Origin of the sequence: Streptomyces sp. NPDC002790, assembly GCF_040295505.1 — a bacterium.
In the GTDB taxonomy this organism is placed as follows: Bacteria; Actinomycetota; Actinomycetes; order Streptomycetales; family Streptomycetaceae; genus Streptomyces.
The window spans coordinates 66,122-91,267 of the sequence record NZ_JBEOVM010000017.1 but is presented as its reverse complement, the minus strand read 5'-3'; the positions used below and the strand labels follow the sequence as shown (position 1 = coordinate 91,267).

General features: G+C 70.1%; 22 protein-coding genes. 10 read left to right on the top strand and 12 right to left on the bottom strand.

The window, feature by feature from the left end:
* Window positions 1–118 precede the first annotated feature (118 nt).
* Window positions 119–2,359 carry a transglycosylase domain-containing protein gene (locus ABT004_RS11820; protein WP_351334471.1) on the bottom strand — a complete coding sequence of 747 codons (2,241 nt, stop codon included), beginning with the start codon at window positions 2,357–2,359 and terminating at the stop codon, window positions 119–121.
* 450 nt (window positions 2,360–2,809) lie between these two features.
* Here ABT004_RS11820 and ABT004_RS11815 point away from each other — a divergent pair, with 450 nt between their 5' ends.
* A complete protein-coding gene (locus tag ABT004_RS11815; RefSeq protein ID WP_351334469.1) occupies window positions 2,810–3,154 on the top strand; it encodes a WhiB family transcriptional regulator in 345 nt (114 codons plus the stop codon).
* 27 nt (window positions 3,155–3,181) lie between these two features.
* Here ABT004_RS11815 and bagB read toward each other — a convergent pair whose 3' ends face one another.
* Both bagB and bagA read right to left on the bottom strand, forming a co-directional pair.
* A complete protein-coding gene (bagB, locus tag ABT004_RS11810) occupies window positions 3,182–4,474 on the bottom strand; it encodes an ATPase BagB (RefSeq protein ID WP_351334466.1) in 1,293 nt (430 codons plus the stop codon).
* Window positions 4,471–5,484: an ATPase BagA gene (gene bagA / locus ABT004_RS11805; RefSeq protein ID WP_351334463.1), complete on the bottom strand. Its 1,014-nt coding sequence runs from the start codon at window positions 5,482–5,484 to the stop codon at window positions 4,471–4,473. Before bagA ends, bagB begins: the two co-directional genes overlap by 4 nt.
* A gap of 86 nt (window positions 5,485–5,570) precedes the next feature.
* Here bagA and sp36 point away from each other — a divergent pair, with 86 nt between their 5' ends.
* From sp36 to ABT004_RS11785, 4 genes are all read left to right on the top strand, one after another.
* Entirely contained in the window at window positions 5,571–5,735 is a 165-nt protein-coding gene (gene sp36, locus ABT004_RS11800; protein ID WP_073494871.1) for a Sp36 family protein, read from the top strand.
* On the top strand, window positions 5,732–6,202 hold the full coding sequence (locus ABT004_RS11795; RefSeq protein WP_351334459.1) for a RidA family protein: 471 nt from the start codon (window positions 5,732–5,734) through the stop codon (window positions 6,200–6,202). The genes sp36 and ABT004_RS11795 overlap by 4 nt, the downstream gene beginning before the upstream one ends.
* Before the next feature lie 132 nt (window positions 6,203–6,334).
* Entirely contained in the window at window positions 6,335–7,237 is a 903-nt protein-coding gene (locus tag ABT004_RS11790) for an NUDIX hydrolase (protein WP_351334457.1), read from the top strand.
* Window positions 7,234–8,064, top strand: coding sequence for an MBL fold metallo-hydrolase (locus tag ABT004_RS11785; protein WP_351334454.1), 831 nt, complete (start codon window positions 7,234–7,236; stop codon window positions 8,062–8,064). The genes ABT004_RS11790 and ABT004_RS11785 overlap by 4 nt, the downstream gene beginning before the upstream one ends.
* Window positions 8,065–8,153: 89 nt before the next feature.
* On the opposite strand, the gene ABT004_RS11780 is transcribed toward ABT004_RS11785, so the two are convergent.
* Together ABT004_RS11780 and ABT004_RS11775 are read right to left on the bottom strand one after the other, a co-directional pair.
* On the bottom strand, window positions 8,154–9,047 hold the full coding sequence (locus ABT004_RS11780) for a sigma-70 family RNA polymerase sigma factor (RefSeq protein ID WP_351334452.1): 894 nt from the start codon (window positions 9,045–9,047) through the stop codon (window positions 8,154–8,156).
* Window positions 9,048–9,173: 126 nt separating this feature from the next.
* Complete coding sequence (locus tag ABT004_RS11775; RefSeq protein ID WP_164258843.1) at window positions 9,174–9,848, bottom strand: Crp/Fnr family transcriptional regulator; 675 nt, start codon at window positions 9,846–9,848, stop codon at window positions 9,174–9,176.
* A gap of 431 nt (window positions 9,849–10,279) precedes the next feature.
* Between ABT004_RS11775 and nth the strand changes: the two genes are divergently transcribed.
* The 3 genes from nth to ABT004_RS11760 all read left to right on the top strand — a co-directional run bounded on the left by nth (window position 10,280) and on the right by ABT004_RS11760 (window position 13,206).
* Complete coding sequence (gene nth / locus ABT004_RS11770; RefSeq protein ID WP_351334450.1) at window positions 10,280–11,140, top strand: endonuclease III; 861 nt, start codon at window positions 10,280–10,282, stop codon at window positions 11,138–11,140.
* Window positions 11,141–11,226: 86 nt separating this feature from the next.
* A complete protein-coding gene (locus tag ABT004_RS11765) occupies window positions 11,227–11,934 on the top strand; it encodes an NUDIX hydrolase (RefSeq protein ID WP_351334480.1) in 708 nt (235 codons plus the stop codon).
* Between the two features lie 72 nt (window positions 11,935–12,006).
* Window positions 12,007–13,206, top strand: a complete 1,200-nt coding sequence (locus ABT004_RS11760; protein ID WP_351334448.1) for a MarP family serine protease — start codon at window positions 12,007–12,009, stop codon at window positions 13,204–13,206.
* Window positions 13,207–13,227: 21 nt separating this feature from the next.
* Here ABT004_RS11760 and ABT004_RS11755 read toward each other — a convergent pair whose 3' ends face one another.
* The 6 genes from ABT004_RS11755 to ABT004_RS11730 all read right to left on the bottom strand — a co-directional run bounded on the left by ABT004_RS11755 (window position 13,228) and on the right by ABT004_RS11730 (window position 21,221).
* Complete coding sequence (locus ABT004_RS11755) at window positions 13,228–13,413, bottom strand: hypothetical protein (RefSeq protein WP_351334445.1); 186 nt, start codon at window positions 13,411–13,413, stop codon at window positions 13,228–13,230.
* A gap of 104 nt (window positions 13,414–13,517) precedes the next feature.
* On the bottom strand, window positions 13,518–14,471 hold the full coding sequence (locus ABT004_RS11750; RefSeq protein ID WP_351334443.1) for an alpha/beta fold hydrolase: 954 nt from the start codon (window positions 14,469–14,471) through the stop codon (window positions 13,518–13,520).
* On the bottom strand, window positions 14,468–14,977 hold the full coding sequence (locus ABT004_RS11745; protein WP_351334441.1) for a phage holin family protein: 510 nt from the start codon (window positions 14,975–14,977) through the stop codon (window positions 14,468–14,470). The genes ABT004_RS11750 and ABT004_RS11745 overlap by 4 nt, the downstream gene beginning before the upstream one ends.
* A gap of 88 nt (window positions 14,978–15,065) precedes the next feature.
* Window positions 15,066–16,469: a Na+/H+ antiporter NhaA gene (gene nhaA, locus ABT004_RS11740; RefSeq protein ID WP_351334438.1), complete on the bottom strand. Its 1,404-nt coding sequence runs from the start codon at window positions 16,467–16,469 to the stop codon at window positions 15,066–15,068.
* Window positions 16,470–16,684: 215 nt separating this feature from the next.
* Window positions 16,685–18,655 (bottom strand): acetate--CoA ligase, encoded by a 1,971-nt coding sequence (gene acs, locus ABT004_RS11735; protein WP_351334436.1) that lies wholly within the window; start codon window positions 18,653–18,655, stop codon window positions 16,685–16,687.
* Window positions 18,656–18,827: 172 nt separating this feature from the next.
* Complete coding sequence (locus ABT004_RS11730; protein ID WP_351334434.1) at window positions 18,828–21,221, bottom strand: bifunctional SulP family inorganic anion transporter/carbonic anhydrase; 2,394 nt, start codon at window positions 21,219–21,221, stop codon at window positions 18,828–18,830.
* Between the two features lie 338 nt (window positions 21,222–21,559).
* Between ABT004_RS11730 and ABT004_RS11725 the strand changes: the two genes are divergently transcribed.
* Window positions 21,560–22,867, top strand: a complete 1,308-nt coding sequence (locus tag ABT004_RS11725) for a polysaccharide deacetylase family protein (protein WP_351334431.1) — start codon at window positions 21,560–21,562, stop codon at window positions 22,865–22,867.
* A gap of 18 nt (window positions 22,868–22,885) precedes the next feature.
* On the opposite strand, the gene ABT004_RS11720 is transcribed toward ABT004_RS11725, so the two are convergent.
* Window positions 22,886–23,866, bottom strand: a complete 981-nt coding sequence (locus ABT004_RS11720; RefSeq protein WP_351334429.1) for an ATP-binding protein — start codon at window positions 23,864–23,866, stop codon at window positions 22,886–22,888.
* 101 nt (window positions 23,867–23,967) lie between these two features.
* On the opposite strand from ABT004_RS11720, the gene ABT004_RS11715 reads away from it, so the two are divergent.
* Entirely contained in the window at window positions 23,968–24,792 is an 825-nt protein-coding gene (locus tag ABT004_RS11715) for a Fic family protein (protein ID WP_351334426.1), read from the top strand.
* Window positions 24,793–25,146: the final 354 nt, after the last annotated feature.

Genomic DNA, 25,146 nt, shown 5'->3' with positions numbered 1-25,146 from the left:
CCCCGGGGGGCCCCCCCCCCCCCCTTTGGGGGGGCGGGGGGGGGGCGCCCCCCGGGGGCGGGCCAACCGCCCCCCCCCGGGGGGGGGCCCCCCTCTCCTCGTCATCCGCCGGAGGCGGTCAGTGGCGGCCCCAGCCGCCCCCGTTCCCATTCCCGTTCCCGCCGCCGATCAGGTCCGGCGGGATCGAGATGTCGGGCAGCGGGTCGGTGTCGCCGTTGCCCCCGTCGTCCGTGTGGTCCCCGGACTCGGGCTTCTTGCTCTTGCCCTTGGACTTCTTCTTGTCCGGGTCCGGGATGTTCACCTTGTTGAAGGTGGGCGCGTCCCTGCCGGACAGCGCGCCGTTCATCGCGTCCCGCCAGATCGGCCCCGGCGTATCGGCGCCGAAGACCTTGTCGTGGTACTGGCCACCGATGGTGATGTCGGTCATCTCGACGGCCTGCGAGGCGCTGCCGACCCAGACGGCGCCGGACAGGTTCGGCGTGTAGCCGGCGAACCAGGCGTTCTTACGGCCGTCGGTGGTACCGGTCTTGCCCGCGTTGTCCCGGCCGGTGAGGCCGGCCGTCTTGCCCGTACCGGAGTCGACCACGCCGCTGAGCAGCGTATTGATCTTGTCGGCGGTCGACGTCGACATCGCCCGCGAGCACTTCGACTTCGGCACGGAGAGCGCCTTGCCGTTGGGGTCGGTGATCGCGTCGATGGCGACGGGCGTGCAGTACGTGCCGCGGTTGGCGAACGCCGCGTACGCGGAGGCCATGGTCAGCGGCGAGAGACCCGTCGAGCCGAGGGTCATCGACGAGGGCACCTCGTCGACCTTCTTGCCGTTGCCCTGCACCACGCCCAGCTTGTCGGTCATCTTCACGACCGGGCACATGCCGATGTCGCCGATCATCTGCACGAAGTACGTGTTGATGGACTTGGCCATCGCCTCCTTGAGGCGGTACGGGCCGACCTCCGACTCGTTCTCGTTCTCCAGCTTGTAGCCGCCGTCGTTGACCCACGGCTTGCCGCTGCACGTCTGGACGCGGCTCGGGTACGGCATCTGGTACGGCGCCGGGTACTGCTTCGTCACCGGCGTGCCCTTCTCCAGGGCCGCGGCCGCCACGAACGGCTTGAACGTCGAACCCGTCGGGAAGCCCAGGTTCGAGCCGCCGTCCCGGTAGTTGACGGAGTAGTTCATCTCCGACTCGTTCTTACTGGCGTCCGAGCCGTACGGCTTCGACTGGCCCATGCCGAGGACCTTGCCGGTGCCCGGCTCGACGAACGCGCCCGCCGCGTCGACCTTGTCCGTCTGGTAGACGTGCCGCTTGACCGACTCCTGCACGGAGTCCTGCGTCTGCGGGTCGAGCGTCGTCTTCACCGTCAGGCCGCCGCGGTTCCAGACCTTGGCGCGATCCTCGGACGTCTTGCCGAAGGCCGGGTCGTTGAGGAAGACGTTCCTGACGTAGTTGCAGAAGAACGCCGCGCCGCGCTCCGCGGTGATGCAGCCGTTCTGCGGCCTGCTGACCTTCAGGCCGATCGGTGTCTTCTTGGCCTCGGCGGCCTCGGCCTGCGTGATGTCGTGCGTCTCGGCCATCCGCTGCAGCACGATGTTGCGCCGCTTCTTCGCCTCGGCCTCGTCGTTGACGGGGTCGTAGCGGCTGGGTGACTGCACGATGCCGGCGAGCATCGCCGACTCCTGGATGTTCAGGTCCTTCGCCGATTTGGAGAAGTAGCGCTGGGCCGCGGCCTCGACGCCGTAGGCCTGCTCTCCGAAGTACGTGATGTTCAGGTAGTTGTTGAGGATCTTCTTCTTGCCGACCTCGTTCTCCACCTGGATCGCGTACTTCAGCTCCTTGACCTTGCGGCCGATGGTCTGCTGAGTCGCCTGCGCCAGCTTGGTCGGGTCGTCGCCCGCCTCCTCCATGAATACGTTCTTCACGTACTGCTGGGTGAGGGTGGAGGCGCCCTGCGAGACGCCGCCGTTCTGCGCGTTGGCGTTGATCGCGCGCAGGATGCCCTTGGCGTCGACGGCGCCGTGTTCGTAGAACCGTGAGTCCTCGATCGCGACGATCGCCTTCTGCATGTACGGCGAGATGTCGTCGAGCTTCACGACCGTGCGGTCGCGCGAGTAGACGGTCGCGATCTTCCCGCCCTGGTTGTCCAGGATCGTGGTGCGCTGGCTCAGCGGCGGGGTCTTCAACGTCGCCGGGATCTCGTCGAACCCCTCGACGGATCCCTTGGCCGCGAGGCCGAGCGCGCCTGCCGCGGGCAGGGCGATTCCCGCCAGTACGGCTCCCGCGAGCACGCTGACTCCGAGGAACTTGGCGGCCTGTTGGGCCGGCGACAGACCGCCGCCACCGCCCGAGCGCTTCTTTCCCATGCGGGGCAGCCTACGTGCCGATTCTCCGGACAGGCGTATATGCCTTGGCCTAAGCTGCACTCAACTGTCACAGCAGTGCGGTCTCGTATCAAGATGCGGGACGACCCCGAATCGTTCCCCGTACGTATGAAGTGCCTCTTGTAGTCATTCCCGGACCCTCTCGTGGAGCTTCGCACAGGGCTCCAGGGGTGTCCGACTTGGCCTTGTGTGTCACTCGATGACCGTTGTGACTCAAGTGAACTGTCCCGTTTTGCCGGGGTTATTACGCATGTCCTTCGGTCACTCCGTCGGGTGATCTGCCGCTCACGCATAGTCCGTTCGGACCATTCAAGATTGGGCCCGAAGGGGGTGTTGCGCTGTGCCCACCTTCCGTAACGTCCTCAACTGGCGGCGGTGAATATGCCGCTGCCGCCGTGGGGGAGCCTCGATTCGGGAGAGGACGGCGCCGGTATGGGCTGGGTAGTCGACTGGAGTGCGCAGGCGGCCTGCCGCACTACCGATCCGGACGAACTGTTCGTTCAAGGAGCAGCGCAGAACCGGGCGAAGGCGGTGTGCACGGGATGTCCCGTGCGGACCGAGTGCCTGGCGGACGCGCTGGACAATCGCGTCGAGTTCGGCGTGTGGGGTGGCATGACGGAGCGAGAGCGCCGCGCGTTGCTGCGCAGGCGTCCGACGGTCACCTCGTGGCGCCATCTCCTTGAGACGGCGCGTACGGAGTACGAGCGCGGCGCGGGCCTGCTGCCCGTGGAGCTGGAGAACGACGAGACGTACGAGAGGTACGCGGCCGTCGGATAGCCGGCGCACCGTCAACCGCTGTACGGCTCACGCTCCGGCCGGAGTGCCCCCGGCCGCGAGCCGTTCCCCGATGTCCCTGAGGCCTGTCAGGTCGTGTACGTCACCGGGCAGGGCCGCGACCTCGGTCACGGCGACCTCGGGATGCCGCGCGGTGAAGCGGTCACGCGTGCGCTGTTCGCGGGCGACCAGCCGCATGCGCTCCGCGTGCAACCGCAGCAGTCCCGCGGTCAGTTGCTCAATGCTGGGCTCGGCCGTGGAGTCGGCGCCGGATGTCTCGGATGCCTCAAAGGGCGCTTCGGAAGGTGCCTCGGGGAGTGCCTCGGGAGTGGCACGATCCTCTTCCTTCCCGCCCGTCTGATCCACAATGCGGTTCTCGTCAAGATTTTCCGCGGCGGCGAGCGCCCGCTCGGCCGAAAGCCGGCTCGCGCCGCTGCCGTGCACCCGGTTCAGTACGAGACCGGCCAGCGGCATCTTCTCCGCGGCCAGGCGCTCCACGAAGTACGCGGCCTCGCGCAGCGCGTCCCGCTCCGGCGCGGCGACCACGAGGAACGCCGTGCCGGGCGCCTGCAACAGCTTGTACGTGGCGTCCGAGCGCGTACGGAAGCCGCCGAACGTCGTGTCCATCGCGGCCACGAACGTCTGCACATCGCGCAGGAGTTGGCCGCCGAGCAGCTTGCCGAGTGTGCCGGTCATCAGCGACATCCCGACGTTCAGGAACTTCATGCCCGCGCGGCCGCCGACCTTCGCGGGCGCCATGAGCAGCCGGATCAGCTTCCCGTCGAGGAAGGAGCCGAGGCGGGTGGGCGCGTCCAGGAAGTCGAGCGCGGAGCGCGAGGGCGGCGTGTCGACGACGATCAGGTCCCACTCGTCGCGCGAGCGCAGCTGGCCCAGCTTCTCCATCGCCATGTACTCCTGCGTGCCCGCGAAGCCTGCCGAGAGCGACTGGTAGAAGGGGTTGCCCAGGATCGCTTTCGCGCGCTCCTCGTCCGCGTGCGCCTCGACGATCTCGTCGAAGGTGCGCTTCATGTCGAGCATCATCGCGTGCAGTTCGCCGCCCTCCGCGCCTTCGGCGGTGGCGATGTCCTTCACCCGGCGCGGCGTGTTGTCCAGCGAGTCGATGCCCATGGACTGGGCGAGCCTGCGTGCCGGGTCGATGGTGAGGACGACGACCTTGCGGCCGCGCTCGGCGGCGCGCAGCCCCAGGGCGGCGGCCGTGGTGGTCTTGCCGACGCCGCCGCTGCCGCAGCACACCACGATGCGGGTCTGCGGGTCGTCGAGCAGCGGGTCGACGTCGAGCGTGCCCGAAGGGTTCAGTGTCATGAAATCCCTTGCTGTCGCAGTTCCTCGGCGAGCGTGTAGAGCCCGGAGAGGTCGAGGCCCTCGGTGAGCAGCGGCAGTTCGTGCAGGGGCAGGTCCGCCTCGGCGAGCTGATCGCGCTGGGCGCGCTCCAGGGCGTAGCGCTCGGCGTACTCCCCGGCCTGCGCGAGCAGCGGGCCGGCGAGCCGCTTGGCGCTGCCGAGACCGGCGGCCGTCAGGGCCTCGGCGACCGCGGGGCGGACCTCGCCGTCGGAGGCCAGTGCCAGGGCGGGTTCCCCGAGGAGCGTGGGTCGCACCATGTTCACCATGATCCGGCCGACGGGCAGCTTCGCGGCGCGCAGCTCGGCGACCCCGTCGAGGGTCTCCTGCACCGGCATCTCCTCGAGGAGGGTCACCAAGTGCACCGCGGTCTCACGGGACTTGAGGACCCGCATCACCGCCTGCGCCTGATTGTGTATCGGGCCCATCTTGGCGAGCCCGGCCACCTCGTCGTTCACGTTGAGGAACCGGGTGATGCGGCCGGTGGGCGGCGCGTCCATCACCACGTAGTCGTAGATGTAGCGCCCCTGTTTGTCTTTTCTGCGCACGGCCTCGCAGGCCTTGCCCGTCAGGAGTACGTCCCGCAGGCCCGGCGCGATGGTGGTCGCGAAGTCGATCGCGCCCAGCTTCTTCAGGGCGCGGCCGGCGCCGCCCAGCTTGTAGAACATCTGGAGGTAGTCCAGAAGCGCCAGTTCGGGATCGATGGCGAGCGCGTGCACCTCTCCCGCCCGTCGCCCGCCGCCACCCTTGCCCGAATCGCTACGCGATGCACCTCTTGATACGGGCGCGACGGCGATCTTCCGTTCCTCGTAGGGGAGCGCCTCCGTCTCGAAGAGCTGCGCGATGCCCTGTCTGCCCTCCACCTCCACGAGGAGAGTGCGCTTTCCCTCGGTCGCGAGGGCGAGCGCGAGTGCAGCGGCGACCGTGGTCTTTCCGGTCCCGCCCTTGCCGCTGACGACCTGGAGCCTGCTCACGTATTCGAGCCTAACCAGTAGGTCGGACATCCACGCAGCAGCCTCCGGAACGCTTCGGCCATGTCCGGACGGATACAGTCGGCCCCATGGCAAAGAAGTGGGAATACGCGACCGTGCCGCTCCTCGTGCACGCGACGAAGCAGATCCTGGACACGTGGGGCGAGGACGGCTGGGAGCTGGTCCAGGTCGTGCCGGGGCCGAACAACCCTGAGCAGCTGGTGGCCTATCTGAAGCGCGAGAAGCAGGCGTGAGCGGCGTCGTCGACGCACGGCTCGCCGAGCTCGGCCTGACCCTGCCGCCCGTCGTCCCTCCGGTCGCCGCGTATCAGCCGGCCGTGCAGTCCGGCATGTACGTGTACACGGCCGGGCAGCTGCCCATGGTCGACGGCAAGCTGCCGCTGACCGGCAAGGTCGGCGACGAGGTCACCGACGAGCAGGCCAAGGACCTGGCCCGTACCTGCGCGCTGAACGCGCTGGCGGCCGTGAAGTCCGTCACCGGTGACCTGGACCGCATCGCGCGCGTGGTGAAGGTCGTCGGCTTCGTCGCCTCCGCCACCGACTTCACCGGACAGCCCGGCGTCATCAACGGCGCGAGCGAGCTGCTCGGCGAGGTCCTCGGCGACAAGGGCGTGCACGCGCGCAGCGCCGTGGGCGTGGCCGTGCTGCCGCTGGACGCGCCGGTCGAGGTCGAGATCCAGGTGGAGCTCACCGAGGTGTGAGCCGCTGACGTACGCGTGTGTGCGTACGCGTAGATGTACGCGTAGGCGTACGGGTTCGTGATCGAGGGGCCGTCCGATCTTGGTTTCGGGCGGCCTCTCGAACATCCGGCCGCCAGCGGTTAGCCTCCGGCCATGGCAAATGGGCAGTGGTATCCCCCTGAGTGGCCGGAACGCATCCGCGGCCTCGCCGCCGGCACGCTCACGCCCGCGACGCCGCGCAGGGCGGCGACGGTGATGCTGCTCAGAAACATCGAAGACACCGCAGGCGCCAAGGGCGTCGAGGTGCACATGCTCCGCAGACGTACGTCGATGAAGTTCGCGGCCGGCGCCTACGCGTATCCGGGCGGCGGCGTCGACCCGCGCGACGACGACCGACTGGTGCGCTGGGCGGGCCCCACGCGCGCGCAGTGGGCCGAGCGGCTCGGCGTGCCCGAGCTGGAGGCCCAGGCGATCGTCTGCGCCGCCGTGCGGGAGACGTTCGAGGAGGCGGGCGTGCTGCTCGCCGGGCCGACCCCGGACACCGTCGTCGACGACACGACGGGCGAGCGGTGGCAGGCCGACCGGCAGGCGCTGATCGACCGGGACCTGTCCTTCGCCGGGTTCCTGGAGAACCGTGGCCTGGTGCTGCGCTCCGATCTGCTCGGCGCGTGGGCCCGCTGGATCACCCCCGAGTTCGAGCCGCGCCGCTACGACACGTGGTTCTTCGCGGCCGCGCTCCCGGCGGGCCAGCGCACCAGCGACGACTCCTCCGAGGCCGACCGCACGGTGTGGATCACTCCGGGGCGGGCCGCGGCGGAGTACGACCGGGGCGAGCTGACGATGATGCCGCCGACGATCGCGACGCTGCGCACCCTGGAGGCGTACGGCGAGGTGCGTGACGCCCTCGCGGGGGCGGCGGGGCGCGACCTCACTCCCGTACTCGCACAGGCGCGCATGGAGGAGAACGAGCTGGTGCTGTCCTGGCCGGGGCACGACGAGTTCACCAAGCACATCCCGACCGGGAAGCGCGACAGCGACGGGGGAGCAACCTCATGACCGAAGCCGCGGCCCTGCCGGGCCAGCCGCGCGGCGGGGTCCTCTCGGGCCCCGCCACCGCCCGCGCGGTCAACGTCCTGGCGCCCAACGCGTCCGCGATGACCCTCGACGGCACCAACACCTGGATCGTCGCCGAACCGGACAGCGACCTCGCCGTCGTCATCGACCCCGGCCCGCTGGACGACGAGCACCTGCACGCCGTGCTGGACATCGCCGAGAAGGCGGGCAAGCGGGTCGCGCTCACCCTCCTCACGCACGGGCACCCGGACCACGCCGAAGGGGCGGGCCGGTTCGCCGAGTTGACCGGGACGAAGGTGCGGGCGCTCGACCCGGCGCTGCGGCTCGGCGACGAGGGGCTCGCCGCCGGTGACGTGATCACCACGGGGGGCCTGGAGATGCGCATCGTGCCGACGCCGGGGCACACCGCGGACTCGCTGTGCTTCCATCTCCCGGCCGATCAGGCCGTATTGACGGGTGACACCATCCTCGGGCGCGGCACGACCGTGGTCGCCCACCCGGACGGCCGCCTCGGCGACTACCTGGACTCGCTGCGCCGGCTGCGCTCCCTGGCGGTCGACGACGGGGTGCACACGGTGCTGCCGGGCCACGGCCCGGTCCTCGAGGACGCCCAGGGCGCCGTCGAGTTCTACCTGGCGCACCGGGCGAACCGGCTCGCTCAGGTGGAGACGGCCGTCGAGGAGGGGTACGCGGCGGCCTCCGAGGTCGTGGCGCACGTGTACGCGGACGTGGACCGGTCGTTGTGGCCCGCGGCCGAGCTGAGCGTGCGGGCCCAGCTCGACTATCTGCGGGAACACGGGTTGATCTAGAGCGCCCATTCAAGCCCCCGCGGCGATTGGGCGGCGGGGTCCGGGGCAGAGCCCCGCGACCGCACCCCACGCCGGGCCCAAGGCGCGGGTCACTCGCCGCGGGGGCCCACCCACCCGATGCCCAGCGCGGCGAGGCGCGGCGGGTCCGCGATGATGTCGACGCCGACGACCTTGCCGTCCCGGAACGTGAAGGCGAGTACCGCGACGACCTGGCCGCGGGGCGCCTGCACGATGCCGAGGCCGTCGCCGACGAACGCCGGGTAGGCGGCCTGCGCCAGCTTTCCGTAGAAGGCGGCCTGCTTGGCCACGGCCAGGCTGCCGCGGAGGATGCCGGAGGCGGTGCCGCCGCCCGCGTCGACCCGCAACAGGACGTCCGGGTCGAGGAGTTCGAGCAGCGCCTCGAAGTCACCCACGCGCGTGGCGGCGAGCCAGGCGTCGACGACCTCGCGCTGCCGCGCCAAGGAGGCGCCCGGCGGCACGGTCGAGCCCTGCACGCGGCGGCGCGCCCTGCTCGCCAGCTGCCGGGTCGCCGCGGGGGTGCGCTCCACGATGGGGGCGAGGTCCTCGAACGGCACCGCGAACATGTCGTGCAGTACGAAGGCGAGGCGTTCGGCGGGCGCGAGGGTGTCCAGGACGACGAGCAGCGCGAGCCCGACGGAGTCCGCGAGTTCGGCCTCGTGGACGGGGTCGGCGGGACGGACCACCGGGTCGGGCACGTGGGTCTCGGCGGCCCCGTCCTCCAGAGGGTCCTCACGCCGCGCTGTACGGGCCCGCAGCATGTCCAGGCAGATCCGCCCGACGACAGTGGTCAGCCAGCCGCCCAGGTTCCGTACGTCGCCGCTCTCGGCCCGCTGGAGCCGCAGCCACCCCTCCTGCACGGCGTCCTCGGCCTCGCTCAGCGAACCGAGCATCCGGTACGCCACGGAGCGCAGCCGCCCGCGCTCTGCCTCGAAACGGGTGACGAGATCGGACGGCTGTGTCATGAGTGGCTCCCCTGTGCGTCTCTTCGTAGAGGCGTCTCTTCGTAGACGGGTACCGCTTTTTGTGCCACTACGTAGACGGGTCCCGCCACGAGGTGTGGCGGGACCCGTCAACGTAGGCGTGTGGTGTCAGCGCGAGCGCTTCGCGAGGCGCTCCACGTCCAGGAGGATCACGGCGCGGGCCTCCAGGCGGAGCCAGCCGCGGCCGGCGAAGTCCGCGAGCGCCTTGTTGACCGTCTCGCGGGAGGCGCCGACCAGCTGGGCCAGCTCTTCCTGCGTCAGGTCGTGCACGACGTGGATGCCTTCCTCGGACTGCACGCCGAAGCGGCGCGACAGGTCGAGGAGTGCACGGGCCACGCGGCCGGGCACGTCGGAGAAGACCAGGTCGGACATCTGGTCGTTGGTCTTGCGCAGGCGCCGGGCGACGGCCCGCAGCAGGGCCGTGGCGACCTCGGGCCTGACGTTCAGCCAGGGCTGCAGGTCGCCGTGGCCCAGGCCGAGGAGCTTGACCTCGGTGAGGGCGCTGGCGGTGGCGGTGCGCGGTCCCGGGTCGAACAGCGACAGCTCGCCGATCAGCTCGCCGGGGCCGAGGACGGCGAGCATGTTCTCCCGCCCGTCGGGGGAAGTGCGGTGGAGCTTCACCTTGCCCTCGGTGACCACGTACAGGCGGTCTCCGGGGTCGCCCTCGTGGAACAGGGCGTCGCCGCGTGCGAGGGTCACCTCACTCATGGAGGCGCGGAGCTCCGCGGCCTGCTCGTCATCGAGCGCCGCGAAGAGCGGGGCGCGCCGCAGAACGTCGTCCACGAGTTTCTCTCCTATGTCGCCTGCATCGGGAGTGGGCCCGATCGAATCGACCGGATCGCCCCGGTTGTCGATCATTTTCACTGCCCATTTTGCCGGACGGTCCAAACAGTGTGATCAGTCACTCGTACACAAGTCTGCCGCACCCGCGCCACAACCCGAGGGGGAGGGGGCCAATCGTGGAGCGATCCAGTGGCTTCGGGGCGGATGTCAGTGCCGGGCTTTAGGCTGGCCGAGTGTTCAAAAAGCCGGTGAGAGCGCAGGCGAAGGGGGTCGTGACGGTGGCGGACGATCTCGATTCCGCTGTGGGCGAACAGGCGCAGAAAGGTGCCCCTGAGGCCGTGACCAGGGCGCTGATGGCGTCCCCGGTGAGCGTGATCGGGGCCGAGCCCGTACTGAAGTCCGTGTCCGCACAGGGGAAGGCCGCCTAGCCGATGTCCGCGCCCGCGAAGAAGCCCACAGCGAAGAAGTCGGCGGCCCCCGCGCGGGCCGCCGCGAAGAAGACGGCCGCACGCCCCGAGACGCACACGGCGCTCGTGCGGCGTGCGCGGAAGATCAACCGGGAGCTCGCGGAGGTGTACCCGTACGCCCACCCGGAGTTGGACTTCGAGAGCCCCTTCCAGCTCCTGGTGGCCACGGTCATGTCGGCCCAGACCACGGACCTGAGGGTCAACCAGACGACGCCGGCCCTGTTCGCCAAGTACCCGACCCCCGAGGACCTGGCCGCGGCCAACCCGGAGGAGGTCGAGGAGCTGATCCGGCCGACCGGCTTCTTCCGCGCCAAGACCCGCTCGATCATGGGCCTGGCCAAGGCGCTGAGCGAGGGCTTCGGCGGCGAGGTGCCCGGCCGCCTCGAAGACCTGGTCAAGCTGCCCGGCGTGGGCCGCAAGACGGCCTTCGTGGTGTTGGGGAACGCGTTCGGGAGGCCCGGAATCACCGTCGACACACACTTCGGCCGCCTGGTCCGCCGCTGGAAGTGGACCGACGAGACGGACCCGGACAAGGTCGAGGCGGCCGTCGGCGCGCTCTTCCCGAAGAGCGACTGGACTCAGCTGAGTCACAACGTGATCTTCCACGGCCGCCGCATCTGCCACTCCCGCAAGCCGGCCTGCGGCGCCTGCCCGATCGCCCCGCTCTGCCCGGCGTTCGGGGAGGGGGAGACGGACCCGCAGAAGGCGGAGAAGCTGCTCAAGTACGAGAAGGGCGGCTTTCCCGGCCAGCGCCTCAAGCCCCCGCAGTCCTACCTGGACGCGGGCGGCCTCCCGGCGCCGCCCCTGGCCGGCCGGGAGACGTGACGGACCGCATCGGAGGGCATTCGGGGGCCTCGGGCCCAGCACACCGCGAGGGGGCGGCGATGAAGCACGTGAGCGAGATCGGCGGGATGAGCGGCGGGGCGCAGGGGTCGGGTTCTCCGCCGCCCTCCGACGTGACGCTCCGGACCGAGGGGCTTCCCGCCTGGCTGGACCCCGTGGCCCACGCCGCCGCCACGGTCCGTGGCGAGCAGCTCAGCCGTTTCCTGCCGCCGGAGAGCGGTGCCGGTCGGCAGTCCGCCGTGCTGGTCCTGTTCGGCGAGGGGGAGCGCGGGCCCGAGCTATTGCTCATGGAGCGCTCGGGCTCGCTCAGATCCCATGCGGGCCAGCCCTCGTTCCCCGGCGGCGCCCTCGACCCGCAGGACGGCGACCCGCTCGCCGCGGGCCCGCTGCACGCCGCCCTGCGGGAGGCGTGGGAGGAGACGGGCCTCGACCCCGGCGGCGTCCAGCTCTTCGGCGTGCTGCCGAAGCTGTACATCCCGGTGAGCAGCTTCGTCGTCACGCCCGTACTGGGGTGGTGGCGGGTGCCCTCACCCGTCGCGGCGGTCGACCCGGCGGAGACGGCGCGGGTCTTCACGGTCCCCGTGGCAGATCTCACGGACCCGGAGAACCGGGCGACGACGGTCCACCCGAGCGGGCACAGGGGCCCCGCCTTCCTGGTGGAGTCGGCGCTGGTCTGGGGGTTCACCGCGGGCGTGATCGACCGGCTGCTGCACTACGCGGGGTGGGAGCGCCCCTGGGACCGATCAAAGACGGTCCCACTCGATTGGCGGTCGTGACAGGGTGGACGCCGTGAATCACGAGCACAGGCCGACTGGGACGAGGCGAGATGCAAGGCGGGGCGTGAATCGGTGAACGTGCTGGACTTCCTGCTGCTCGCCGCGGTCGTGTGGTTCGCGATCGTCGGCTACCGCCAGGGTTTCGTCGTCGGCATCCTGTCGGTGATCGGCTTCCTCGGCGGCGGACTGGTCGCGGTCTACGCGCTGCCTCTCCTGTGGGACGCGATCACCAGTGACGCGGAAGTCACCACGACCGCCGCGGTCGTCGCCGTGGTCGTCGTGATCGTCTGCGCCTCCGTCGGACAGGCCTTCACGACGCACTTGGGCAACAAGCTGCGCAGGTACATCACTTGGTCCCCGGCCCGCGCGCTCGACGCGACGGGCGGCGCGGTGGTGAACGTGGCGGCGATGCTCCTGGTCGCCTGGCTGATCGGTTCCGCGCTGGCCGGCACCACGCTGCCCACGCTCGGCAAGGAAGTACGCAACTCGAAGGTGCTGCTGGGCGTTTCGCAGGCGCTGCCCACACAGGCGGACACCTGGTTCGCGGACTTCTCCTCGACCCTCGCGCAGAACGGGTTCCCGCAGGTCTTCAGCCCGTTCGCGAACGAACCGATCGCCGATGTGAAGCCGCCGGACCCGGCACTCGCGGGCAGCCAGGTGGCGCGGAGCGCGAAGCGGTCCATCGTCAAGGTCGTGGGCCAGGCGCCCAGTTGCGGCAAGGTCCTCGAGGGCACCGGCTTCGTGTTCTCCGACCGCCGCGTGATGACGAACGCGCATGTGGTCGGCGGTGTCGACGAACCCACCGTCCAGATAGGCGGCGAGGGCGTGAAGTACGACGCGAAGGTCGTGCTCTACGACTGGAAGCGCGATATCGCCGTCCTGGACGTGCCGGCCCTGAAGGCGCCCCCGCTCCAGTTCACGGAGACCGACGCGCAGCGCGGCGGCGGCGCGATCGTCGCGGGCTTCCCGGAGAACGGCGCGTACGACGTCCGCCCCGCGCGCGTACGCGGCCGCATCACGGCGAACGGCCCGGACATCTACCACCGCGGCACCGTGCGCCGCGATGTGTACTCGCTGTTCGCGACGGTCCGTCAGGGCAACTCCGGCGGACCGCTGCTCACTCCGGGCGGCCAGGTCTACGGCGTGGTTTTCGCCAAGTCGCTCGACGACTCGGAGACGGGCTACGCGCTGTCGGGCGACGAGATCCGGACCGACATCGCGCGAGGCCGCGCGGCGAACCAGCAGGTCGACACGGACGCCTGCGCGCTGTAGTCCGCGGTGGTGGAAGGGCGTTCAGCCCCGACTGCCGTGCCGGATCCGCGCGGACACCCACCGGGCGCGGCGCCGCAGAATACGAGGAATGCCCAGTCGGGGATCGTGCGCCGACCAGCCGTCCGGCGCCCCCCTCTGGGGAGAGCCCAGCGTCATCGCTGGGCGGCGATTGCGTGCTGCGTCACTGTAGTCGTGCGTCCAGCCCATACCCCGACGTGTGCCCCTGCCCCATGGTCGGTAACCGCCCTCACGCTCCCCAAATCGGGTTATGCGCCAGGCAATTGGCCGTTCGAGGAACACACGTTCCCGGCCTACCGGTCGGGCTCGGGATCCTTCAGCCAGTTGACCAGTTCCTTCGAGAACGCCGCGGGGTCCTCCTCGTGCGGGAAGTGGCCGAGGCCGTCGAAGAGGCGCCAGCGGTACGGGGCTTCCACGTACTCGCCCGAGCCCGCCGCGCTGCGCGTGCGCATCACCGGGTCGAGGGAGCCGTGCACATGCAGCGTCGGCACCCGCACGGGGCGCTTCATCCGCCGGTTGAACTGGATCCCGTCGGGGCGCGCGAGCGAGCGCACCATCCACCGGTACGGCTCGATCGAGCAGTGCGCGGTCGACGGGATGCACATGGCCTGCCGGTACGTCCGCACGGCCGCGTCGTCGGGCTGGTGCGGCCCCGACCAGTCCCGGACCAGCTTGCCCACCAACTCGCCGTCGTTCGCGAGGAGCTGACGCTCGGGCAGCCAGGGACGCTGGAAGCCCCAGACGTACGAGCCCGAGCGCGACTGCCGGTAGTCCGCCAGCATCGCCGCGCGCCACCGGCGCGGATGCGGCATCGAGGAGACCACGAGCCGGCGCACCAGCTTGGGTCGCATCACGGCCGCGGTCCAGGCGAGATACCCGCCGAGGTCGTGGCCGACGAGCGCCGCGTCGGGCTCGCCGAGGGAGCGGATCACGCCCGTGACGTCGAGCGCGAGGTTCGCCGGGTCGTACCCCCGCGGCGTACGGTCGCTGCCGCCCACTCCGCGCAGGTCCATCGCGACGGCCCTGAAGCCCGCGTCGGCGAGCGCGGCGAGCTGGTGCCGCCACGTCCACCAGAACTGCGGGAAGCCGTGCAGGAGCAGGACCAGCGGCCCGTCACCCATCTCGGCGATGTGGAAGCGCGCGCCGTTGGCCGCGACGTCCCGGTGGGTCACCTTGTGCCCGCCGGGGACGTCGAGGAGCACGAAGGACGCGGGCGGCTGAGCCGAAGGAGTGGCGGGGTCCGTCATGCAGACGAGCGTGCCACAGCTTCGATGGCCTTCGTGTCATGCCCGTCCACGCTCACCTCACGGGGGTGCGGCTTGGCGTTCTGCAGTACGCCCGCCGTCTCCTTGAACGAGGCGGCGGTCTTCTGCGGGCCCTTGCCCTGCTTGGCCTTCTTGGCGAAGACGACGCCGACGAGCGCGAGCAGCAGGAAGATGATCACGCTCGCGGCGAAGGAGAGCAGGAAGCACCAGGCCATGTTCCAGCCGCCGTCGCCGTTGAACCCGCCGGTCCACGCGTTGATCCCGTACGCGAGCGCGAAGCTCAGCATCGGCAGCGAGAAGGTCAGGACGACCACTCCCGCGATGAACGCGCCACCGCTGGTCGCTCCGCGCTTCACGTCCGTTTTCAGCTGCGCCTTGGCCAGCGCGATCTCGTCGTGCACCAGCGCGGACATCTCGGCCGTCGCCGATGCGAACAGCTGGCCGACGCTGCGTTCGGCGCCGACCGGGTTGTCGTCGGGTGCGCTCATCGCGTACTCCCCTGTTCTTCTGTAGAAGCTCTTCTTTGGAACCTTGTAGCAGCTCCGTATGCGCGTACTGCGCCGATTCTCCGTCAGATCATGCCGGACGCTCGTCCTCGCCGCCTGCCCCGGCCGCCACTTGCGCAAGCCTCCGGTGTTCCGCGGCTTTCCGCTCGTAGATCTCGGCCATCCGAAGGTGGTACTCCGGATCGCCCACCTCGTAGATGTCCGGGACCCCGGAGAGGTCCTCGTCGCGCTCCTCGGCCTCCCACAGGGCCCGGTACTTGGCGTTCCGGATCTTCAGCAGCACGCTGGAGATGACCGCCGCGATCAGCGAGCCCACCAGCACGGACGCCTTGACCTCGTCCGTCAGCAACGGGTCGTCGGTGAAGGCGAGTTCCCCGATGAGCAGCGAGACCGTGAAGCCGATGCCGGCGAGCGAGGCCACCGCGAACACGTCGGGCCAGGCCAGTTCGTCGGAGAGCGAGGCCTTGGTGAACCGGGCGGTCAGCCACGTACCGCCGAAGATCCCGAGGGCTTTGCCGACGACGAGCCCCAGCACCACGCCCAGCGTCTCGGGCTTGGTGAATACGTCGCCCAGGGCCCCGCCCGACACCGCGACACCGGCACTGAACAGCGCGAACAGCGGCACCACGAGCCCCGCGGAGAGCGGCCGCACCACGTGCTCGATGCGCTCGCCGGGCGACCGCTCCTCGCCGTCCTCCCGGTGGCAGCGCAGCATCAGGCCCATGGCGACACCGGCGATGGTGGCGTGGACGCCGCTGTTGTACATCAGCCCCCAGATGACCAGGGCGAGCGGTACGTAGATGTACCATCCGCGCACCCGCTGCCTCAGCAGCAGCCAGAAGACGGCGAGGCCGAGGAACGCGCCGCCGAGCGCGGCGAAGTTCAGGCCGTCGGTGAAGAAGACCGCGATGATCAGGATCGCGAAGAGGTCGTCGACGACGGCGAGGGTCAGCAGGAACGCGCGCAGGGCGCTCGGCAGCGAGGTGCCGATGACGGCGAGGACGGCGAGCGCGAAGGCGATGTCGGTGGCCGTCGGCACGGCCCAGCCGGACAGCGAGCCGCCGCCGGTCGCGTTGACGATCACGTACACGATCGCGGGCATGGCCATGCCGCACAGAGCGGCGACGACCGGCAGCGCGGCGGCCTTGGGATCGCGCAGGTCACCCGCGACGAGCTCGCGCTTGAGTTCGATGCCGGCGACGAAGAAGAAGACGGCGAGCAGCCCGTCGGCGGCCCAGTGTTCGATGGAGAGGTCGAGGCCGAGCGCGCCCGGCCCCAGGTGGAAGTCGCTGACGGCCTCGTAGCTGTGGTGCAGGGCCGGGATGTTGGACCAGACGAGCGCGGCGACCGCGGCGACGAGGAGCAGGACACCGCCGACGGTCTCGGTGCGCAGCGCGTCGGCCACGAAGGTCCGCTCGGGCAGCGAGAGCCGGCCGAGTGCCTTTCGGTCCTGCTTGTTCTTGGGCGCGCTCACGGGTGGGACCTCCGGTCGGGTACGGCTGACTGCGTTGCCGACCAGACTTCCCGGCGCACCTATTGGATCCTGTCGGATCTCTGTCGCGTCGTTGACGCGACTTTTACCCTACAGGGTGCCCCGGTCTCCTTGGCGATCTTCACCTTACGTACGAAACGGGCATCCGGCGCGCTCGCCGGATGCCCGTTCCCTTGGCCGTGTGGGCCGTACGCGGATCAGTCGTCGCTGGACGCCGACGGCAGCTCCGCCTGGATCAGGTCCATCACGGAGGAGTCGGCGAGCGTGGTGACGTCGCCCACCGCCCGGTTCTCCGCGACATCGCGCAGCAGGCGGCGCATGATCTTGCCGGAGCGCGTCTTGGGCAGCTCGGCGACCGGCAGGATCCGCTTGGGCTTGGCGATCGGGCCGAGCACGGTGCCCACGTGGTTGCGGAGTTCCGCCACCAGCGACTCGTCCTGGGCGTCCGCGCTGCCGCGCAGGATCACGAAGGCGACGATAGTCTGACCGGTCGTCTCGTCGGCGGCGCCGACCACGGCGGCCTCGGCGACGGCCGGGTGCGCGACGAGCGCCGACTCGACCTCGGTGGTCGAGATGTTGTGCCCGGAGACGAGCATGACGTCGTCGACCCGGCCGAGCAGCCAGATGTCGCCGTCCTCGTCCTTCTTGGCGCCGTCACCGGCGAAGTACTTGCCCTCGAAGCGGGACCAGTACGTGTCGATGAACCGCTGGTCGTCGCCCCAGATGGTGCGCAGCATCGATGGCCACGGCTCGGTGAGGGCGAGATAGCCGCCCCCGCCGTCGGGCACCTCGTTCGCCTCGTCGTCGAGGACGGTCGCCGAGATGCCCGGCAGTGCGCGCTGGGCGGAGCCCGGCTTGGTCTCGGTGACGCCCGGCAGCGGCGAGATCATGATCGCGCCGGTCTCGGTCTGCCACCAGGTGTCCACGACGGGGCACTTGTCGGCGCCGAAGTGCTTGCGGTACCAGACCCAGGCCTCGGGGTTGATCGGCTCGCCCACGGAGCCGAGCACGCGCAGGCTGCTCAGGTCGAACTTCGCGGGGATCTCGTCGCCCCACTTCATGAACGTACGGATCAGCGTCGGTGCCGTGTAGAGGATCGTGACGCCGTACTTCTGCACGATCTCGGGGATCCGGCCCTGGTGCGGGGTGTCCGGGGTGCCCTCGTAGATGACCTGCGTCGCGCCGTTCGAGAGCGGGCCGTACGTGATGTACGAGTGTCCCGTGACCCAGCCGATGTCGGCCGTGCACCAGTAGACGTCCGTCTCCGGCTTGAGGTCGAAGACCGCGTGGTGCGTGTACGAAGCCTGCGTCAGGTAGCCGCCGGAGGTGTGCAGGATGCCCTTCGGCTTACCCGTCGTGCCCGACGTGTACAGGATGAAGAGCGGCTGCTCGGCGTCGAAGGCCTGCGGCGTGTGCTCGGCGGACTGGCGGCCGACGAGCTCGTGCCACCAGACGTCACGGCCCTCGGTCCACGCCACGTCCTGCTTGGTGCGCTGGACGACGAGGACCTTCTCGACTCCCTGCACGCTGCTGACGGCCTCGTCGACCGCGGGCTTGAGCGCGGAGGGCTTGCCGCGCCGGTAGCCGCCGTCGGAGGTGATGACGACCTTCGCGTCGGCGTCCTCGATGCGCTTGGCGATGGCGTCTGCCGAGAAGCCGCCGAAGACGACGGAGTGCGCGGCGCCGATGCGCGCGCAGGCGAGCATCGAGATGACGGCTTCCGGGATCATCGGCAGGTAGACGGCGACCCGGTCACCGGTCTGAACTCCCAGCTCGGTCAGGGCGTTCGCGGCCCGGCTGACCTCGTCCTTGAGCTCGGCGTAGGTGATCGCGCGGCTGTCGCCGGGCTCGCCCTCGAAGTGGATGGCGACGCGGTCGCCGTTCCCCGCCTCCACGTGGCGGTCGACGCAGTTGTACGCGACGTTGAGCTTGCCGTCCTTGAACCACTTGGCGAACGGCGGGTTCGACCAGTCGAGGGTCTCGGTCGGCTCGGTGGCCCAGGTGAGGCGGCGCGCCTGCTCGGCCCAGAAGCCGAGCCGGTCAGCCGTGGCCCGCTCGTACGCTTCCGCCGTGACGTTGGCGTTCGCGGCCAGGTCAGCGGGCGGCGCGAAGCGTCGCTCCTCCTTAAGAAGGTTGGCCAGGCTTTCGTTGCTCACGACATCTCCCATGCAGTGTTTGTGCCGGAGGCGACCGTTGTGTCCCAGGCCACAGCTCATCAGACCGCGACCCCTGGTGACAAGGGGGGTCCGCGAATTGGTTTAGACCTGTACGCGTAGGGCTCCCGACCAGGTCGGGAGCCCTACGGTCTCATCTGTTGCACGCAGGCGGGGGAGGGTTGGTTCAGGCTCGCGTGGCGCTGCCTTCGTCGAGGGTGCCGTCGAGGGCGGTGGCCGCTACCTGTCCGAAGACCGGGTCGGCCTCCGCGAGCAGATACGCCTGCGCCTCCCCGACGTGGAAGTACATGCCGTGCAGTTCGAGCGCGCCCCGCTCCAGGGCGCGCGCCACGCACTCGTGCTCCCGCAAGTGCTCCAACTGCTGGACGACATTGGTCAGGCAGAGCTGCTCGGCCGCGTCGGCGGGCGCCCGCCCCGCGAGCCGCGCCCAGGGCAGCCCCGCGTCGGACATCCGCGCCAGGCTCGGCATCCCGTGCCGCAGCCAGCGCTTGAGCGGGGTGAGCGCCCCGTGGCCGTCCGGGGGGCTGCTCAACAGCGCCTGCATCGCCCCGCATCCGGAGTGCCCGCACACGGTGATCGACTGCACCTCGAGGACATCCACGGCGTACTCGATGGCGGCCGCCACCGAGTCGTCCCCGCTCTCGGCGCCGGGCAGGGGCACGAGGTTGCCCACATTCCGTACGACGAAGAGATCGCCGGGACCGCTCGACGTGATCATCGACGTGACGAGCCGGGAGTCGGCACACGTCAGGAACAGCTGCGTGGGCTGCTGCCCCTCGCGTGCGAGCCGCGCCAGCTCCTCGCGCACCAGCGGGGCCGTATTGCGCTGGAACGCGCTGATCCCGCTGGCCAGTTGGTGCCCGCCGGCGCGCCGCGGCACGGTCGCCTCGGGCGTCGCCGACCGGTCGTGCGACTCGTGCGAGGGGCGGTCGCAGTGGTGGTTGCGCCACGGTGTCCAGGGCCGGCAGCAGGTGTGGCTCGCACGCGCGGGTTCGGCGATCCTGGCCCCTCCCCGCCCGGCGATCTCGACCTTGCCGCCCTGCGTGGTGTGCGACTTCTGCCAGTCCTGCAGCGCCTCGTACGCGGCGTGGTCCATGAAGGACCCGTCCAGCTCCACGACACAGCTCGCTCCGTGCGGCACCTGGTGCAGGGTCCGGCTGAGCCGGGGCACCGCGAGGAACGTCAACTGCCCGCGTACGCGCACGTGGTGGACGCCGCGGGAGTCCACCTCGTGCGTGATGCGGGTGCGCGCGAGGCGGTGCAGGGCGACGGCGACCGCGACCGCGACCCCGAGCCCGACGCCTTCGAGCACGCCGAGGACGACGACGCCGAGGGTGGTGACCGCGTACACCAGGACCTCACGGTGGCGGGTGACCGTGCGGATGTGGTTCAGCGACACCATCTGGATGCCGACCGCCATCACCAGGGCGGCGAGCGCGGCGAGCGGGATCAGCTCCAGGACGGGGACCAGGAGCAGCGTGGCGGCTACTACCCAAACGCCGTGCAGCATCGAGGAGTTCCCGCTCACGGCGCCCGCGTTCACGTTCGCCGTGCTGCGCACCGCGACCCCGGCGACGGGCAGCCCGCCGAGCGAGCCGGAGACGATGTTCGACGCGCCCTGCGCGAGCAGCTCCCGGTCCAGGTTCGAGCGGCGCATCGAGGGCGGCAGGTCCGAGCGCTTGGCGGTCATCTTGTCCACGGCGACCGCCCCGAGCAGCGACTGCACGCTGCACACGAGCGTGGTCGTCAGGACCGCGGCGACAATGCCGAGCACGGGCCCTTCCGGCAGCCCGGCGAGCGCGTGGCTGCTCCAGGAGGGCAGATCGACCTCGGGCAGGCTGAGCCCGAGAAACGCGGCGGTCACGCTCGCGGCGGTCACGGCGATGAGTGCGGCCGGCACCTTGCGGGCGAAGCGGCCGATCCGTCCCGGGATGCGCGGCCACGTGAGCAGCACGGTGATCGTGAGCACGCTGACGCCCAGCGCGGCGGGCTGCGCATCCGCCAACTGCCCTGGCAGGGAAGCCACGTTGGCGAGCACGGAGCTGTCGGGGGAGCCACCGAGCACGATGTGCAGCTGGGCGACGGCGATGGTGACACCGATGCCGGCGAGCATGCCGTGCACGACGGCGGGGCTGACGGCGAGGGCGGTGCGGGCCACCCGGAGGCAGCCGAGGCCGAGTTGGGCGATTCCGGCGAGGACGGTGATGGCGCAGGTGGTCCGCCATCCGTAGCGCTGGATCAGCTCGGCTGTGACGACGGTGAGGCCGGCGGCGGGCCCGCTGACCTGGAGCGGCGCTCCGCCGACGCAGCCGGCGACGATGCCGCCGGCGGCGGCGGCGACGAGCCCCGACTCCAGGGGCGCGCCGGTCGCGAGGGCGATGCCCAGGGACAGCGGCAGGGCGATGAGGAAGACCGCGACGGACGCGGAGAGGTCGGCTCCCGCGATGCGGAAGCGGCGGGGCGCGGGCGGTGGAGGTGGACTGTGGGCGGTGCGGGCGGCGCCCGAGGGCTCGCTCGGCCGGTCGGAGTCACTGGTGTGGGTGGGGACGCAGGCTGACATGGTTCCCGTCTCCTCAGGGGTGCAGCGCGGTCGCGGAATGTGGGGTGACCCCTGAGTGGTGGGTGGGGTCGATCGCGGCCGTGGTTCACGGCGTGCAGCGGCGGGATGGAAATCAACGCTCGGTAAATGAATCGTAATGCAGAGTAAAGATTGTGGACGGATTAAAGGGGCGAATGGGGCAGGGGTTCACTCTCGGTAGTGAATAAGAATCCTGGTCGGCTTGTCGGACTAATTCGGTTCGGCTCTCGTGCCACGGTGACGGCGATGTCCGTGCATAACGGGCATTTCTCTCATGTCACCGCCACACAAGCCGACTCCAGGAAGAAGGTGGGCGGAAGATGGCCGCCACCCACAGGACTGCCGCCAAGCGGCTCGCCGCGGGCATCACCGCCGTCGCGGCGTGCGCCGCGGCACTCGCCGGATGCGCCACCGGGGAAACCGGCGGATCCGGCGAGCACCCCTCCGTAAAGATCAAGTCCCACCAGGGCGCTCCCGGCCCGAAGAAGGCCAAGCCGGGCAGCGCGATCCGGCTCATCGGCGACGGCTCGACCTCGTACACCGGGCGGCAGCCGAATCTGCCACGGGCCGAGCGCCTCAGACCGGGGCAGAAACCGCCGCAGTTCGTGATCTTCTCCTGGGATGGTGCGGGCGAGGACAGCCAGAAGCTCTTCTCGCACTTCCGTAAGGTCGCGAAGGCGAACAACGCGACCATGACGTACTTCTTGAGCGGCGTGTACCTGCTCCCGGAGGGCAAGGCGGACAAGTACCACGCGCCGCAGCACTCGGCCGGCCGCTCGGACATCGGCTTCAACGACGCCAAGGGAATCAAGGACACCGTCGAGCAACTGCGCGGCGCCTGGCTCGAGGGCAACGAGATCGGCACCCACTTCAACGGCCACTTCTGCGGCAAGAACGGCGGGGTCGGCCAGTGGTCGGTCGCCGAGTGGAAGAGCGAGATCCAGCAGGCCAAGTCGTTCGTGAAGGGCTGGAGGACGAACTCGGGCCTGAACCGGTCCGCTCCGCTGCCCTTCGACTACGACAAGGAGCTCATCGGCGCCCGCACCCCCTGCCTCGAGGGCAAGGACAACTTCACGCGCGCCGCGAGCGAGCTCGGCTTCCGCTACGACACCAGCGGCGTCAACAACCAGGTCTGGCCCAAGAAGAAGAACGGCCTGTGGGACCTCTCCATGCAGCTCGTCCCGTTCAAGGGCCACTCCTACGAGCAGCTGACCATGGACTACAACTTCATGGTCAACCAGTCCGGCACGGCGACCCAGGGCGATCCCGCGAAGCGCGAGTACTGGGGTGACCAGATGCGCGACAGCCTGCTCGCGGGCTTCGACCGCGCCTACAAGGGCAACCGCGCGCCGCTCGTCATCGGCAACCACTTCGAGTCCTGGAACGGCGGCACCTACATGCGCGCCGTCGAGGAGACGGTCGAGCGGGTCTGCAAGAAGCGCGATGTCCGCTGCGTCTCCTTCCGGCAGCTCACCGACTGGCTCGACGCCCAGGACCCGAAGACCCTGAAGAAGCTCGGGGGCCTCGGTGTGGGCGAGGGCCCGAAGCAGAGCTGGGCGTCCTACCTCGGCGGCAAGCCGGCCCCGGCCCCGAAGGGGGTCCCGGGAGCCCCGGCCGCCAAGTCGTAGGCACTGTCCGGCACTTGCTCAGGCAGTGGCCGTGACGCTCTCCCGTAGGACGAAGCCGGGGTCGACCTGGGACGCCAGGTCCGCCCCGGTTTTTTCGTTGCCCCAGCTCTGGGCGTTCTTCAGGTGGAAGTGCACCATCTGGCGCGTGTAGCGCTCCCAGTCGCGGGCCTCGTACGTGGCGTCGGCCGCGTCCTGGAGCGCCTGCAGGGAGGCCTTGTTGGGCGCCTCCAGGAGGTCGAAGCGCGGCGGGCGGCCCTTCTCCATGGCGCGCACCCAGTCCGAGTGCCCGACGGTGACGAGCAGGTCCTCGCCGACCTCGGAGCGCAGGAACTCCAGGTCGTCCGCATCCCGCACCTTGTTGCCCACCACCCTCAGGTCGATTCCAAAATCCCGCGCGTACTCCTTGTACTGGCGGTAGACCGAGACACCCTTGCGGGTCGGCTCCGCGACCAGGAACGTCATGTCGAAGCGGGTGAACATGCCCGAGGCGAAGGAGTCGGAGCCCGCGGTCATGTCGACCACTACGTACTCACCCCGGCCGTCGACGAGGTGGTTCAGGCACAGCTCCACCGCTCCGGTCTTGGAGTGGTAGCAGGCGACACCGAGGTCGGCCTCGGTGAACGGCCCGGTGACCATCAAACGCACGGCCTGGCCGTCGAGTTCCACATCGCGGGCGCAGGCGTCGTACACCGGATTGTTCTCGCGCACCCTGAGCAGCCGCGAACCCTCGCCGGGCGGCGTGGTCTTGATCATGGTGTCGGCGGAGGTGATCCGCGGGTTCGAGCCGCGCAGATAGTCCTTGATCAGGGGCAGCCGGGCCCCCAGCGCAGGCAACTCGCCCGCGACGCCCTCGTCGAGCCCGAGCGCGGCCCCGAGGTGCTGGTTGATGTCGGCGTCGACGGCGATGACCGGGGAACCGGTGCCGGCGAGGTGGCGGATGAACAGTGAGGACAGCGTGGTCTTGCCACTGCCGCCCTTCCCCACGAAAGCGATCTTCATGTTCACAAAGGGTATCCGTACGGTCGCTGTTCGTGTCGATGTGGCGTGAAGAAGACCACTCCTTCGTGGGGCGGCGCCGGGTGGCCCGTAGGGTCGAACTCATGAGTACGACAGCCGACCCCCTTGCCGCCCTGGCCGATCTGCCGGGCGTGGCCGATTCCGTTGACTCCGTGCGCAAGGCTGTGGACCGGGTCTACGGGCACCGGGTCATGCGGCGTCGCAGCAACGAGATCACGTCCGAGGCGGCGCTGCGCGGGGCACGCGGCAGCGCGGCGCTCTCCGGCGCCGACTGGCCGCTCGAAGAGGTGCGCAGGCGTACCGACTTCAGTGGCGGCGACGGCGACAAGGAGGCGCCCACGGTCGGCGCGGCGCTGAGGCTGACCGCCGAGGCCGGTCAACTCCTCTCCATCTGGCGGCAGTCGCCCCTGCGGGTGCTCGCGCGCCTGCACCTGGTCGCGGCGGCCGACAAGAGCGACGCGGTGGGTCGGCCGCGGCTCGCGGGCGAGCCGGTCGACGAGCCGCTCGTCGAACTCCCGGTGCCGGACGCCGAGGAGGTGGCGGGCCGCCTGGAGGGGCTCTCGCAGCTGATGATCGCCGAGAGCGCCGCACCGGCCCTGGTGAACGCCGCCATCGTGCACGGCGAGCTGCTCGCCCTGCGCCCCTTCGGCTCGCACAACGGCCTGGTGGCGCGCGCCGCCGAGCGGGTCGTTCTGGTGGGCAGCGGCCTCGACCCGAAGTCCGTCTGCCCGGCGGAGCTGGGCCACGCCGAACTCGGCCGGGCGGCCTACGCGGCCGCACTTGACGGCTATGTCTCCGGTACGCCGGAGGGGATGGCGGCCTGGATCACCCACTGCGGCAAGGCGATCGAGCTGGGAGTCAGGGAGTCGACGGCCGTCTGCGAGGCGCTGCAGCGCGGCGCCGCGTAGCAGAAAAGGCCCGAAAAAAAGCCCGGAAAAAAGCCCGGGCAAAGGGGTGCGGCGGTACGAAGGCTCGTACCGCCGCTGGCATGTCCACTGGGTTACCAAGCGTCCTCGGAATATTGCCCATCAGGTCGGGTTCTTTGCCCGTCGCCTGGTGCGGCTGGCCCGTAATCGACGGGTCGACGTCGCGTGGGTGCCCGGTGTTCATGCATCGGTCCGTGGGGCCTGATTGCGGTTGAAGGTGTCCTCTCGGATGTCCTTGGTCTCGCGGGCCGTTGAATCCTTTGTACTCCTCCCCTGGGGGAAGCGGAAGCCCTGACCGCACTTCTTTACTTTTAGGTTCAAATGGGGCGAACGAGC